The sequence below is a fragment of the Rhizobium sp. 10PS4 genome, from assembly GCF_032464805.1.
In the GTDB taxonomy this organism is placed as follows: Bacteria; Pseudomonadota; Alphaproteobacteria; order Rhizobiales; family Rhizobiaceae; genus Rhizobium; species Rhizobium laguerreae.
This window is the reverse complement of record NZ_JAWDIW010000011.1, coordinates 156,335-170,646: the sequence shown is the minus strand read 5'-3', so window position 1 is coordinate 170,646 and position 14,312 is coordinate 156,335. Positions and strand designations below refer to the sequence as shown.

The 14,312-nt window shown below is 59.8% G+C and carries 13 protein-coding genes; 1 reads left to right on the top strand and 12 read right to left on the bottom strand.

Features of this window, described 5'->3' with window-relative positions; all coding sequences use genetic code 11:
• Positions 1–24: 24 nt before the first annotated feature.
• From RWJ89_RS21685 to RWJ89_RS21655, 7 genes are read right to left on the bottom strand one after another with little or no spacing between them, the layout of a single operon-like run.
• Positions 25–1,035, bottom strand: a complete 1,011-nt coding sequence (locus RWJ89_RS21685) for an ABC transporter substrate-binding protein (RefSeq protein WP_222011473.1) — start codon at positions 1,033–1,035, stop codon at positions 25–27.
• Positions 1,036–1,079: 44 nt separating this feature from the next.
• The gene (locus tag RWJ89_RS21680) at positions 1,080–1,403 is read right to left on the bottom strand and encodes an NIPSNAP family protein (RefSeq protein ID WP_168282423.1); all 324 of its coding nucleotides are present in this window, start codon (positions 1,401–1,403) and stop codon (positions 1,080–1,082) included.
• A gap of 5 nt (positions 1,404–1,408) precedes the next feature.
• The gene (locus tag RWJ89_RS21675; protein ID WP_222011472.1) at positions 1,409–2,872 is read right to left on the bottom strand and encodes an aldehyde dehydrogenase; all 1,464 of its coding nucleotides are present in this window, start codon (positions 2,870–2,872) and stop codon (positions 1,409–1,411) included.
• Between the two features lie 4 nt (positions 2,873–2,876).
• On the bottom strand, positions 2,877–3,917 hold the full coding sequence (locus RWJ89_RS21670; RefSeq protein WP_168282419.1) for an LLM class flavin-dependent oxidoreductase: 1,041 nt from the start codon (positions 3,915–3,917) through the stop codon (positions 2,877–2,879).
• Positions 3,914–4,849, bottom strand: a complete 936-nt coding sequence (locus RWJ89_RS21665) for a flavin reductase family protein (RefSeq protein ID WP_222011470.1) — start codon at positions 4,847–4,849, stop codon at positions 3,914–3,916. The genes RWJ89_RS21670 and RWJ89_RS21665 overlap by 4 nt, the downstream gene beginning before the upstream one ends.
• Positions 4,846–5,691, bottom strand: a complete 846-nt coding sequence (locus tag RWJ89_RS21660) for an alpha/beta fold hydrolase (RefSeq protein ID WP_131665658.1) — start codon at positions 5,689–5,691, stop codon at positions 4,846–4,848. Before RWJ89_RS21660 ends, RWJ89_RS21665 begins: the two co-directional genes overlap by 4 nt.
• A gap of 15 nt (positions 5,692–5,706) precedes the next feature.
• On the bottom strand, positions 5,707–6,309 hold the full coding sequence (locus tag RWJ89_RS21655; protein ID WP_131665657.1) for an amino acid synthesis family protein: 603 nt from the start codon (positions 6,307–6,309) through the stop codon (positions 5,707–5,709).
• A gap of 771 nt (positions 6,310–7,080) precedes the next feature.
• Between RWJ89_RS21655 and RWJ89_RS21650 the strand changes: the two genes are divergently transcribed.
• The gene (locus RWJ89_RS21650) at positions 7,081–9,969 is read left to right on the top strand and encodes an ATP-binding protein (RefSeq protein ID WP_316031408.1); all 2,889 of its coding nucleotides are present in this window, start codon (positions 7,081–7,083) and stop codon (positions 9,967–9,969) included.
• 96 nt (positions 9,970–10,065) lie between these two features.
• On the opposite strand, the gene RWJ89_RS21645 is transcribed toward RWJ89_RS21650, so the two are convergent.
• The 5 genes from RWJ89_RS21645 to RWJ89_RS21625 all read right to left on the bottom strand — a co-directional run bounded on the left by RWJ89_RS21645 (position 10,066) and on the right by RWJ89_RS21625 (position 14,163).
• Entirely contained in the window at positions 10,066–10,641 is a 576-nt protein-coding gene (locus RWJ89_RS21645) for a cupin domain-containing protein (RefSeq protein ID WP_316031407.1), read from the bottom strand.
• A 233-nt stretch (positions 10,642–10,874) separates the two neighbouring features.
• Positions 10,875–11,777, bottom strand: coding sequence for an alpha/beta fold hydrolase (locus RWJ89_RS21640; RefSeq protein ID WP_316031406.1), 903 nt, complete (start codon positions 11,775–11,777; stop codon positions 10,875–10,877).
• Positions 11,778–11,843: 66 nt separating this feature from the next.
• Entirely contained in the window at positions 11,844–12,152 is a 309-nt protein-coding gene (locus RWJ89_RS21635; RefSeq protein WP_131664911.1) for a putative quinol monooxygenase, read from the bottom strand.
• 145 nt (positions 12,153–12,297) lie between these two features.
• Positions 12,298–13,272, bottom strand: coding sequence for an alpha/beta fold hydrolase (locus tag RWJ89_RS21630; protein WP_131664910.1), 975 nt, complete (start codon positions 13,270–13,272; stop codon positions 12,298–12,300).
• Positions 13,273–13,407: 135 nt separating this feature from the next.
• Positions 13,408–14,163 carry an alpha/beta hydrolase gene (locus tag RWJ89_RS21625; RefSeq protein WP_131664920.1) on the bottom strand — a complete coding sequence of 252 codons (756 nt, stop codon included), beginning with the start codon at positions 14,161–14,163 and terminating at the stop codon, positions 13,408–13,410.
• Positions 14,164–14,312 lie beyond the last annotated feature (149 nt).

Below are 14,312 nucleotides of genomic sequence, written 5' to 3'. Positions count from 1 at the left end.
TGCCCATCCGTCTCAAGTTTCAGGCTATTTCGCCTGCCAGGCGTACCACTTCTCGCCGATGGCATCGCGATTGTCCGCCCAGTAGTTCATGTCGGCATTCACCTGGCTGGCCGTCTGCTGGTCCGGCAGGGTCTTGGCCGTCTCCGGATCCATCAGCTTGGCCGAGTCAACATTGATTGGCGCATATCCGGTGGCTTTTGCAAGGGCGGCCTGCGGTTCGGCCGAGGTCGCCATTGCAATGAACTTCATCGCGGCTTCCACGTTCGGCGAACCCTTCGGCACCACAAGCGAGTCCGCAGCGGTGATGTTCTGTTCCCAAGAGGTCTCGGTCTTGATACCGCTCGCCGCAAGCGCGGTCATGCGGCCATTCCAGACACTGCCGAAAGGAGCCTCGGCGGATGCCAGAAGCTGCTGCGACTGTGCGCCGCCCGACCACCAGACGATATCCGATTTGATCGTATCGAGCTTCTTGAAGGCGCGGTCGAGATCAAGCGGATAGAGCTTGTCGGCAGCCACGCCGTCGGCAAGCAGCGCCGCTTCGATCACGCCGGGAGCCGACCACTTGTAGAATGTGCGTTTTCCCGGAAACTTTGCCGTGTCGAACAGGTCCGCCCATGTCTTCGGGCAGGCGCTGACGGCATCGGCATTGCAGCCGATCACGAAGGAATAATAGAAGCTGCCGACCGAATAGTCGGTCACGAAGCGCGGATCGAGCTTGGATTTATCGATGACGGAGAAATCGAGTTTCTCGAGCTGGCCATTCTTGCCGGCCTGGGCGGCATAGTCGCCCTCGACGTCGACCACGTCCCAGGTGACCTGGCCAGCCTCGACCATCGCCTTGAGCTTGCCGTAGTCCGTCGGTCCGTCCTGTACGACGGTGATGCCGGTCTTCTCCGTGAACGGGCTGGCCCATGCGGCCTTCTGCGCGTCCTGGGTCGTTCCTCCCCAGCTCGAAAAGACCATGTTGTCGGCGTGCGCCGGTGCGGATACAGCCACGAATGCGGCAACCGCCGCGAAAGCAAATGTTGTTTTCATGTTCCCTTATCCTTGTTCTGGTTTGTCCTGTATGCCTTATGCCGTCAGTGCGCCTCGCTCCTGGGAGAAAAGTTGGCTGGCTTCATAATCTTGTTTTCCGCCACCTCGATCAGATCGCGGATCTTGGGCAGGAAGGCCTGCCACCGGGGATCGGCCAGAAGCCTCTGGCGCCTCGCCTCCCGGTCGTCCAGGCTCGCAAAGGCCCAGATGTGGACGATCTCGTTGATCGTCCCGATCTCCGAGAAAAAATAGCCGACGAGCGTGCCGAGATGGCTCTTCTGGATCTCGATCCCCTCTTCCTCGACGACCTTGAGATATTGCGGGATCATGCCGTTCTTCAGCCGGTAGGTGCGGATCTCGTAAAACATCGGCGCTACCTCATCACGAAGGGATCGGGGATCGGATCGTCCGATGTCCTGAGCCAGATCGTCTTGGTGCGGGTATAGTCGAGAGCCGCGGCCATGCCGCCTTCCCTGCCATGGCCCGACAGGCCGAAACCGCCGAACGGCGCGATCGGTGATACCACGCGGTAGGTGTTGACCCAGACGATCCCGGCACGGAGCCCCTTCATCAGCCGGTGCGCCCGGGTGAGGTTCTGGGTGAAGACGCCGGAAGCCAGGCCATAACGACTATCGTTGGCGAGCCGCAGCGCCTCGGCCTCCGTCTCGAACGACACGACGGACAAGACCGGTCCGAAGAACTCCTCGATCAGCGAGGGCGAGGCGACATCGTCGCAGTCGAGAATCGTCGGCGGGAAATAATAGCCGTCGCCGTCGATCTTGCGCCCTCCCGTGACGAGACGGGCGCCGCTTTCGATCGACTTGGCGACGAGGGCGCCGATATTGTCCTGCTGGCACTTGGTGGCAAGCGGGCCGACTTCGGTCGCCATATCGAGCGGAGCACCGATCCGGATCGCCTCGGCCTTATCCCGTAGCAGGGCGACGAATTGGTCCTTGATGCTGCGTTCGACGATGAGGCGCGATCCGGCAACGCAGCTCTGCCCTGTCGCGGCGAAGATGCCTGCGACCTGGGCATTGGCCGCACTTTCGAGGTCCGCATCGGCAAAGACGATGAACGGCGACTTGCCCCCAAGTTCAAGCGAGGTGGAGGCGAGGTTTTCGGCCGAGTTGCGAACGATGTGCCGGGCGGTTTCAGGGCCGCCGGTGAAGGCGACATGCGCGACCTTCGGATGCCGCCCGAGGGCGGCGCCGCAGGAGGCGCCGAAACCCGTGATGATGTTGACGACGCCCGCGGGAAAGCCGGCCTCGTGCACGAGCCGTGCAAATTCGAGAAGCGGCGCTGGCCCATCTTCCGAGGCCTTGACCACCATCGTGCAGCCGGCCGCCAGCGCCGGGCCAATCTTCACTGCAGACAGGAAGAGCTGGCTGTTCCACGGCACGACCATCGCAACGACGCCGATCGGCTCGCGGCGAAGCCAGACATCCATGTCGGGCTTGTCGATCGGCAGGTAGGCGCCTTCAATCTTGTCGGCGATGCCGGCATAGTAGCGATAGTATTCGGCGACATAAGCGATCTGCGCCGATGTCTCGCGGATGATCTTGCCGGTGTCGCGCGTCTCCAGTTCAGCGAGGACCTGCGCGTTGGCGGCAACCAGGTCGGCCAGCTTGTAAAGCAGCTTGCCGCGCTGGGTGGCCGTCAGTTTCGGCCATGGGCCGTCGTAAAGCGCCCTGTCGGCCGCGTTTACGGCCCGATCGACATCGCCCTCACGCGCTTCGGGCATCTCCGCCCAGACCGCGCCGGAGGCTGGATCGATGCTCGGATAGCTGGCCTCGCCATCTGAGAATTCGCCGTCGATGTAGTGCTGGAAACGCCGCATGGTCTTACTCCTGAAATGCCGGCATGACCTCGGTGATGAAGCGCTCGAGCGACGCCTTCTTGCGCTCGAAGCTCATGCCGGTGTCGATCCAGAAGGAATATTCGTCATAACCGAGCGCTTCATACACCTTGAGCCGGGCGATGACGGTCTCAGCGTCACCAACGACATTGTTGGTGCGCATGACCTGGTCCGACAGCATCGCGTTTGCTCTGATCTGTTCGTCCGGGATCCGTTCGATCAGACCCTGGGTAACCGGCTTCTCATTCTTGAACCAGGCGAAGAAATAATTGTAGTACACGCTGAGTTCATGGGCGGCCTGGGCGACATCGTCCTCCGACGAACCGACATAGGTATGGCGCAGCAACATGATCTTGGGTCGCTCGATCTCGGGATTCTTGGCGCAGGCGTCGTTGAAGCGCTCCATCAACGACCGAACCTCGTCGTCGCCCTGCCAGAGTGGCGTGACCTGGACGTTGCAGCCGTTGGCCACGGCGAATTCGTGCGAGTTCGGATCGCGCGCCGCCACCCATATGGGCGGGTTCGGCTGCTGCAGCGGCTTCGGCGCCGAGGTGGTCGACGGAAACTTGAAGAATTCCCCATCATGCGCGTAGTCGCCGGCCCATATGCCCTTGACGGCCGGGATGAGCTCGCGCATGCGCTGGCCGGCACCCCAGGCATCGAGCCCGGGCAGCAGGCGCTCATATTCGAAGGAATAGGCTCCGCGCGCGATGCCGATGTCAAGTCGTCCATCGCAGATGATGTCGGCCATGGCCGCCTCGCCGGCGAGCTTGATCGGATGCCAGAAGGGGGCGATGACCGTCCCCGTTCCGAGCCGTGCCCGCGATGTGCGGCGCGCCAGATCGGCGATGGTCACGAACGGATTGGGCGCAATGGTGAAATCCATGCCATGGTGTTCGCCCGTCCAGATCGCATGCATGCCGCCCTTGTCGGCGATCTCGCAGAGCGCGACGAATTCTTCGTAGAGGCTCTTGTGGCTTTGGCTGGCGTCGAGCCGTTCCATATGGACGAAGAGGGAGAACTTCATGCTTTTGCGTCCTTGGCTGGAATTGGGTGAACGGTGCCGCCGGTCTCGTCGCCGAAATAGACGCCGAAATTGCCGATCGAGCTTTCCATTGCGAAACGGCTGATAATATCGGCGGTCGAACTGGTCTTGAACTTTGCCGCAACCAATGCATCAGGCTTCAGGAACCTGCCGCCGGCAGGCTCGCCCTCTCCGGCAACTGCGTGATAGACAATGTGCTGCTTGCCGTCGCTCTTGCCCTCGTAAACCGAATAGAGAAAGCCGATGCTGACCTTCAGCCCGGTTGATGTTTCCAGGTACTTTTGCAGTGCCTCCGTCGGGCTACCGTCATGGGCGTCGACGCTTGGCAGTGAGAGCACATCCTCGCCGAGCAGCAGAACTTCCCCGCGGCGCTCGACAACGGCCGCAAGTTCCATATTGCCTTCGCTTGCCGCGGACACTGCCTTGCTTGCGAGCGTCGGCGTGAAATAACCGCCACGCGCATAGCCGAGACCGTTGCGGCCACTATTGTCGAAAGCTTCGATGCGTCCCATCAAGATGACGTGGTCGCCAGCCTCGATGACCTCTTCCATGGCACATTCGAACCAGGCCGCCACGCTTGAGAATATCGGGCAGCCTGCCGATCCCCTCGCCCACTCGACCGCCGCAAATCTATCTTCGACCGGGCGCGCAAAGGTGTTCGACACGTCTTTTTGCGTTTCCGAAAGCACGTTGATCGCAAAATGCTGCGCTCCGGTCATGATGGCGAAATTGCGCGACGTCTTGGCAAGGCAGACGAGGAGAAGCGGTGGATTGAGCGAGACCGAGGTGAAGGAGTTCGCCGTGAAGCCGATCGGATTTCCATCCCCGTCACAGGCGGTGACGACAGTCACCCCGGTCGGAAAGGCCCCGAATGCATCTCGCAGTGCTCTTGGGTCGACAGTCTGGATTGTCATCGTTCATCCTCCCCGAACGACAGCCACTCAGCGAGCAGCGAATTGACGATATCAGGCGCGGTCAGGTTCACCATATGACGATGACCTTCGACGATGCGGGCGTAGCCCCGCGGCGCAAGCTCTGCCATTTGCCTTGCCATCAAGGGCGTCGAGTTCGGATCATCGGACCCCGTCAGAAAAAGGGCCGGGCCAGCCACGTCTTTCCAGCCGTCAGCATAGGTCTCGTCTCCGCCCGCAAAGGCCGCGTAAGCGACGGCATATCCCTGGGGATCAACGAGGTTCAGCCATTTTCGCGTCAATTCACGCGCCGTGACGCTTTCGGCGTCCTCGCCGAACCAGCGAGCCAAAGGACCTTCCTTGTCGACTCCCGATACCGGAATGGCCGCGGCGCGCGAAAGCACGGCCGCCTTTGCTCCAGGGTCACGCCTGTAGACACCGTTGAGGTAAGCGACACGGCTGATACGCTCGCCAAAGGTCGCGGCCCCCCCTCCTGAAACCAGTGCGCCCATCGAGTGCCCGGCAACATTTGCCGTGTCGATTGCCATCTCGTCGAGAAAGCGTCCGAACCAGGCGACGAACTCCTCGAGCCGACTGCCCGCCGGCAGCTTTGCGCTCTCCCCATGTCCCGGCATATCGACAGCGATGACGCGGTGGCCCGCAGACAGGAATGCGATCTGCGGGGCCCAGGCCTCGAGCCGCATGCCGACGCCATGAATGAGAACCAGCGGCTCGCCGCTGCCGGCCTCGTGATAGGCCGTTCCGCTTGCCGTCTTCTTTCGGGGCAAGGCACCGGCGGCGTTGGTTGCTGCAGCGGTGCGTGTGGTCGATCCGGCTGTCAGCATCTCAGAGCCGCTCCTTCAAACGCCCGCAGGATTGGCAACGTCGTGCCCCAGATCTTTCAGATCCTGGTAGCGGTCGCCAATGCGGTGATGCGGGCGCCCGCCTATCGAAGCACCGAGAGCCACGACGATCTCGTCGGCGGCAGGTGCGTCGGGGATCGAGGTCTGGATGGTCAGGTAGTGCGAACGGCGGCCTTCATCGTTCTTGTCCATCAGCGGGATCATGATCGGTGCATTGGCCGGGCCGCGTGTGTTGCAGAAGGCGAGATAGGACTTGGCGCCGACGGCCTGGCGATAAAAATTGCCGAAGCGCAGCGTGTGGATGAGCGCGGACCCGTGTTCGATCTCGCCGTTCAGGCCGACGACAGCGGATTTTCCATAGCCTTCGACAGCCTCGCCGGACCCGACTGCATCGATGATCATCTTGGTCAGCAACTCGCCGAGCACCGGAGCGCCTGCGTGAATTTCGGGCTTGAGGTCGTCGACGAAGCCGCGACCGGCCCAGGGATTCTTCACGACCGCGAAGGCGGTAAACAGCTTCAGCGGAACCGCCGCGGCCTTGCCGCCCTCGATCAGCGTCGTTTCGATCTGCAGTCCCGTCTTGCGAATTTGAATGGCCATCGAACACCTCATTTCTCAATTATGTATTATGGTATACCAACATATATGAGTGTCAAGTCGGCTTTCCCACGGCAGATTCTGGCCGTGGCGGTGGCGCGCGTACGCGCTCGAATCTCCGCGCAGCGCTTTCGTCCTTCAGGGCGTTGTCAGCTGACAAACGACCCGGCGAGGCCGCAGGCGCAGGCCGAATCCAGTTCATATGATACCGCCTATATTATTTAATATGGCATACCATCACATTGAGCAAAGTTGGGTGTCAAGCGTGGAGTGCGGGGTCTGCTGAATTCCTGGGAATGTGATTGCGCCTGCTGGCGTGACATCGGCAGATGCTCGGTGCCGGCGCTTTGCCATCCACCGCTGACGAAGCCTGTAGCAGTCTCCGCCGCGCCTAGAACAGGATGTCGTCCGAAAGACGCTTACACGTTTCGGCATCATGCTCTAGTCAAAACACCGTGGGGCGACTATTATAGTTGGATTGCTCTTGATACGAATTCAGCTCTACCAAAATTCGGAAATTTCTTGCTTCATTTCATCAACATCTTAGGAATACTTCTTCGCCGCGCCATCCTATTGGTAGCGTGCTCCGTGGCCTCGCTTAGTCGATCGACCGGGTTTATCGCATCGATACTCAGAGGGGGAACACGAATGGCCTTATGAGCCGTATAGCTCCAGATGTGGCGAGATGTTGGTTTGCCCCCTGCATGACTGTTCACCGAAGTGCTATTTAAATTTTCATTCGTACCAAGAGGGAATTTTCGAAGGAAAGGAACTATGACAAGCGACCTCGCCGAGCAGCCTTCGCGGTCCTACTCCTTCGGGCCGTTCATGCTGATTCCCGAGCGCCAACTGCTCTTGCAAGGCGAGGCGCCCGTTCGGATAGGAGGCCGCGCGCTGGATATCCTGACGGCACTAGTTGAGCGGCCTGGCGAACTTGTAAGCAAACGCGAGTTAATGGCTCGCGCTTGGCCAAACATCATCGTTGACGAAGGTAACCTCAAGGTCAACATGGCGGCGTTGCGGCGAACGCTTGGGGACGGACCCGGCGCCGCGAAATATATCGCGACCGTGACAGGGCGCGGATATCAGTTCACTTCTCCCGTCCAGAGACATGGATCATCGGGCCTTGCGGCGCCCTTTCGTTCGCCAACACCACGCAATCACAATTTGCCGATTGCGACGTCGACGATCTTTGGAAGGGCAGATACAATTGATGCTATTCGACGGGATCTGGGAGAATCCCGCCTGGTGTCGGTCGTTGGCGCCGGCGGTATCGGAAAGACGACAGTGGCGCTCGCTGTCGCCGAGCACGAACTTAAGGCGTTTAAGGATGGCGTCTGGCTTGTTGATCTGGCGCCTCTGAAGGACCCGGCCCTAACGCCCAACGCCATAGCAACAGCGCTCGGCCTGGCGGTCCATTCTGCAGACGCCCTTGCCAGCCTGTGTGACTCCTTGCGCGATCGCGAGGTGTTGCTCGTGCTCGACAGTTGCGAACACATCATTGACGCTGCGGCGTCCTGCGCAGACCGGCTCCTGGCTGAAGTTGCCGGCGTGAGGATCCTCGCCACCAGCCGAGAACCACTTCGAGTGAAAGGGGAACGCGTGCGAAGGCTGCCGGGATTAGGCGCGCCGCCGCGCTCGTCTCGGCTGAGCGCCGCCGAAGCACTGTCATTCCCTGCCATTGAGCTTTTTGTGGACCGAGCATCCGACAGCTTCGAACTGTTTGAGCTGCATGACGTCGATGCGCCGGCCGCTGCCGAGATATGCCGGAGACTTGATGGGCTGGCGCTTGCAATAGAACTTGCCGCGACACGCATCGATGCATTCGGAGTCGGCGGTCTGTTGAAGCAACTCGATGATCGATTCCGCCTTCTTGTCGGGCGGCGGGCGGGCCCGGAGCGGCATCGCACCCTGATTGAAACGCTCGACTGGAGCTACGGCCTGCTGACGGAAAGCGAGACCGCGCTGCTACGCGCTGTATCCGTTTTCGCAGGTCTTTTCGATATCGAAGGCGCTTCGGCAGTGTCGAACGTCGCTCCCGCCGAAACGGCGGACGCCGTGGCACAGCTTGCGGCGAAGTCTTTGCTTGCGTTTGATGTCGACACCGACGGCGTCGCTTATCGTCTCCTTGAAACAACGCGAGCTTATTGTCTCGAACGACTGCGGGTCAGCGGCGAGGATCAGATAATTCGCCAACGCCACGCGGAGCATGTGTGCACGGTGCTCGAGCGGGCCACGGCCGAATGGGCTGAGCGCCCTGCCCGTGAGTGGGAAGCCGCCTATGGGCGTGTACTCGACGATTTGCGTGGTGCGTTAGCGTGGGCAGCTCAGGATACAGTGAACCGGTCTCTGCGCATCCGGCTGACCGTCGCTGGACTCCTGCTCTGGAACCATCTGTCGCTCACCGGAGAATGCCGCGTTCATGTTTCGCAGGCAATTGAAGAACTTGGCCCGGCGGGACTCGCCGGCAGCGTGTTTGAGATGCAGCTTCAGGTGTGGCTTGGTGGCGCTACCATGTTCACGCAGGGCCTCATGCCTCAGGCGCGAGATGCGATGCAACGGGCGTTGGACATCGCCGTTCAGATTGGCGACACCGATTGCCGTGTTCGTTGCCTTCGGTTGATCGGAGTGTTTGAACTTTTCCGCGGCGAGAACGACGCCGCGGTCCGCACACTTGAGACCTTCGCCTCGGTTGCAGCCGCGGAGGTCCCCTCCGCCGTGTTGGAGGCGGAAGTAGCCCTCGGGATCGGCAAACTCTTCATCGGCCAGCTCCACGACGTCCGGCAACGCTTCGAACGTCGTCACCTGCTCAATCTGGAAGACATCAGCGATACCCAACGCTTAAGGCGGCACGTGCGGTACCTCTCCGATAGGATCGTCGATGTGACGAATCTATTGTCGCATGCACAATGGTTGACGGGTTCACCAGACATCGCTCTGGACACCGCGCGGGCAACGGTCGACTACGCGTCCAAGACCAAGCATCACCTTTCACTGGGCAATGCGCTCTCATGGGTCTGTCCGGTATTCTATTGGGCAGGACATTATGAAGAGTGTGGTCGTTATGTCACCATGCTCGATGACCAAGCGAGGCGGCACGGATTCGACGTCCGGCGTCCAGTCGCGATGTTCTATCGTGCGGCGCTAGCATGCGCGCAAGGCGACGATGCGGCCCAACGTATTGACGACCTCGAGCGGGCCATTGCGGAATTCCACTCCACGAGGCACCTAGCGCGATTGCCCTTCTACCTAAGCGTCCTCGCAGACTTCCAAGCCCGGAGTGGGCGTCTTGGCGACGCGGAGGCTACGATCCGAGCCGCGCTTGACCGAGCAGATGCGAAAAATGACCTGTGGTGCCTGCCCGAGGTGTCTCGAGTCCAAGCCTCCATTCTGCTTGCCCAAGGCCAGGCGGACAGGGCTGAGATGCAACTCAAAAAGTCAATGACACTTGCGCAGGCAATAGGTGCCTCGTCATGGCGATTGCGTACGGCCCTCGACCTCGCACGCCTCTGGTGCGCTCAGTCGAGGGCCGACGATGCTTATCAGCTGCTATTGCCCATATTCAGCGAATTCACGGAGGGGTTCGAGACGCGCGACCTTGTTGCCGCCGCCGACATCCTCGGCTCGCTCAGCACTCTCCAGAGAAATCGAGGCCACTCTTAACAACTCGGCCGTGATCCGACCTTCAAGTGGCCTACCTTCGATTCCCTGCTAAAGAATTTCCCCGAGCCGGCGCAAAAGCAGAGCATCGGCGTCGGCTTATCGACGCGCAAGCGCCGCAGCGATCGACGGCTCATATTGTCCGTCTATTTGAATGAACAACATGCGGCACATTTTGCCAGAGCGGTTCGCCCACGCGTGGTTGGTGCCGCGCTGGATTACGACACTGTAGGGCTTGAGCAGCACTTCGGAATCGTCGAGCATCAGCGTCATCTCACCCTCGATAACGATGCCATAGTCAATGGCCTCGCTCCGGTGCATCATCGGGTGCGGCGAATCTGTCTTTACAGTCAAACCGCCGGGGTCATTGACCTCATTAAACAACTCCTTCATCTGCAATGTGCCATCGGCAAGGTATTCGGCGTCTGGCGGCATGTCGACGAAGCGGATGCGGGTGCCGTGCTTTGGCGGCTGGTGCATCAGCGCAACGGTGGTCGGATCGGCACCATTGTCCACCTGCGCCGGTGTGCCGCGCGTTTCCCAAACCTCGTGGAAGATCATCCCAGGAATAGCATTCAATTCGACGATGGTTGGCAGCGGTCCGTTGATCGCGACAATAGATTTGCCATCGGCATCATGTCCGGTGACGACGCGGTGGATTCCCGGAAAGGACATGGATATGCTCCTTGAGGATAGGTGGTGGTCCTGTAGTGCGACATAGTAGCGAAGAGACGTCCAGTATTTCTAGAGTCGCGATGTGACCCAGCGATAATTAGGCGGTTACGTCTTCCTTGCCCAAGTCATTGAACGGCTCGTGAAGGAGTTCTCCGCAGATCATTAACGTCTTATCTTTCGATCCAGACTGATCCATTGATCGTCCTTCACTTGCGCGCTTCATTCTCGAACTCCTAGCAGCCCTTACGACCTAGAAGATCCCTGATCAGCGCTGCGATTTCTGGTCCGTCAGTCTCCAGGGCGAAGTGCCCCGTATCGAAGAGATGAATCTCGGCGTCGGGAACATCGTTGCGGAAGGCATGTGCGCCAGCCGGGGCGAAGAAGGGATCTCCTTTTCCCCAAACGGCTAGAACAGGCGGCCTCGTCGCCCGCAGATACTCTTGCCAGCGTGGATAGAGAGCGATGTTCGACTTATAGTCGCCGAACAAGTCGAGTTGCACTTCCGGATCGCGGTCGAGAATGGCCTGATCGTGCGCAACGGCGTCGGGGCTGACGAGTTCGAGTTTGTCCTCGGGCACGCCATGTGTGTACTGAAACCGTGTGGCGTCTATGGTGAGGAACGAACGTAGCGCGTCGCGATTCGCTGGGCTGGGATTTTCCCAATAGGCCCTCATGGGCTGTATGTTGGCCTCCCTTAATCCCACTTCGTAGACATTGCCGTTTTGCGTGATGATGGCGGAAATTCGGTTCGGATATGCCGCGGCTAAACGAAAACCGACGGGCGCGCCATAATCGAAAACCATCAGTCCGAACCGTTCAAGCTTCAGCGTGTCCACCAACGCCAAAACGGCCTTATAAAGATTGCCGAACGTGTAGGCGTATGCACCACGCGCGGGTGCCTTTGTTGATCCAAACCCTGGAAGGTCCGGCGCTACTATCCTGTGTCTGTCCGCGAGTTGGAGAATGAGATCGCGGTACATGTGGCTTGACGTTGGGAAGCCGTGAAGCAGCAGCAGAACAGGCGCTGCTTCAGCACCTGGCTCGCGATTAAACATCTCCACCTCACCGAGATTGACCTTCTTATATCGCACCCGGTGCCAGCTCATCGCTTGTTCCCATAGCATAGTGGCTAACATTCTCATTCTCAGGTGTCGGAGATCGAGCGTGAGATTAAGGCTCGTCCCGATCTCGCAAATATAGTGCTAAACACGCGCATGCCCGACCTCGATCGGATTCAGCACCAACGCGGTGCGGTCTGCTAAGTCACCGATCTGCGCGAGATAGTTCTTATAGTGGTGGGTCTCACGGTGTGCTGCGACGGCTGCGCCATCCACATACAGTTCATCGAGAACATACCGGTCGGGACGAGACTGGTCCTGCCAAATATCCCATCGCAGATTGCCCGGCTCTGCTCGGCAGTCCGTCGCCATTCCGAGAAGCAGTGCCTGCAGCTTCTCTGCCTTGTCTGGCCGAGAGTTAAGGATTGCTGTGATCTTAACGTACGATGACATGGACTAAGCCTTTCAATCTCCGACATAAGCCAATCAAGGCTGTGGCAATTGATACCGAGCCCCCAGTTGGCCAGCGTCCAAAGCGAGCGGAAGCGTTGCAGTGTCCGCCTGAAATGAGCGCCGGGGCGTGGCCAATGACTCCCGATTAACGCCTTGCGACTTTTCGATCGAGGAAATCGTGAATGAGCGGCGCCATCTCATCCAGCTTGTCTTCAAGGGCGAAATGGCCTGTGTCGAGGAGGTGCATTTCAGCGTCTGGAAGATCACGCGGGTAAGGATGGGCGCCGTCCTCCGGGAAGATCTTGTCATTCTTACCCCAGACGATCAGCGTCGGCGGCTTGCGTTCGCGGAAGAAGGCCTGGAACTGCGGGTAGAGCGGGACGTTCGTGCCGTAATCGTGGAAGAGATCGAGCTGGATATCCTTGTTGCCCGGCCGGTCGAGCAAGGCCTGATCGTGAACCCAGTTGTCGGGGCTGATGCGGGTGAGGTCCTTGACGCCGTCCGTGTACTGGAACTTGGTGGTCTCGAGGACCACCAGATTGGAGAGCGCCTCGCGCTTCTCTTTCGAATCGTCGGCCCAGTAGGCCTTGATCGGATCCCAGAACTCGCGCAGGCCTTCTTCATAGGCATTGCCGTTCTGGACGATCAACCCGCTCACCCGTTCCGGGTGCTTGAGAGCCAGACGGTAGCCGACCGGTGCGCCGTAATCCATGAGATACATCGCATATTTCTTGGCGCCGAGCTGGGTCATCAGCGTATCGACCATGTCTGCATAGTGGCCGAAGGTGTAGGCGAACTTGGTGTGATCGGGTGCATCACTCTGACCGAAGCCCGGATAGTCGGGTGCGATGACGTGATAGCGATCTGCCAGCAGCGGAATGAGGTTGCGGAACATGTGCGAGGATGTCGGGAAGCCGTGCAGAAGTAGCACGACCGGGCCCTCGGCCGGGCCGGCTTCACGATAGAACATGTCGACGCCATCGATCTTGGTCGAACGATAGAAGACGGTGATTGGCGTCCGGGGACTGGCCGCTGAGTTCTGAGCCGGAGCGGCGAACGCCTCAGGAACCTGCGCCAGACTGACGGTAGCAAGCACCAGGGAAATGATCAGTCGGTTCATTTTCATCTCCATAATTAGTTGCAGCTGAGCGCGAGGTCGATTCCAATATTTAGAAGGAAATCTCGACGCAGTGAGCCAAGGCGGCCGTCTTGCTTCACTCGCCGCGGCACGGCGGCAGTAGTCCGGGCACCATAGCTACTTTGGCCCGGCCGCAGCGCTAGTGATGAAGTCGACGACATCCTTGGGATGCGATAGCATCACCGCATGGCTGCTCTGGATTTCGATAACCTTCGCGCCAGCCCTCGCGGCCATGGAGCGCTGTCGGCTCGGTGGAACCATGCGATCCAGCGCAGTCACCATGAAATAGCTCGGCTTCTGCTTCCAGGCTGGGCTGGTTATCTTGGTCTGAACAGCCCCGAGCCCCCAAGGCACCTGAGCTGCAGCCATAAACCGCGTCGTCGAGATATCGACGTCGGCGGCGAAAGCGGCGGGAAACTTCGCTGGATCGACAAGGATGAAACCGTCGCTCGGCGGTAGCAGCGGAGCCCCTTCTTCGCCTGGCGTCGGCGCAGTCGCCAGATCAAACACCGACTCTCCCGCCGCCGGTGCAAAGGCAGCGATATAGACAAGGCTCCTGACCTTTGCGTCGGCGCCGGCCTCGGTAATTACAGCCCCGCCATAGGAGTGGCCGACAAGCACTACCGGATGCTTGGCATTCGCGATGACCCTCTTGGTCGCCGCGACATCACCATCCAAGGTGATCGTGGGGTTCTGGACAACCAGGACTTCATATCCGTCCGCTGACAGCATGTTGTAGACAAGCTGCCAGCCGGAGGCGTCGACGAACGCTCCATGCACAAGCGCGATCGAGACTGGCTTCTCCGCGGCGGCGGAGGCGACCGGAGCAAGAGCAATCATGGCAGCGAGTAATCTCCAAATTGACCGTTTCATCAGTGTCTCCATCAATCTCTGAGTTGATCCGCCTATTCGGCCGCGGCGAGGAGTTTTTCGACTGTCCCGTCGGTGCTCCACACGCCATGGCCATAAAGCGGTAGTTGATGAGCGCGGCGAGATAGCCATCGCCGTCGGGGAGCTTCGAG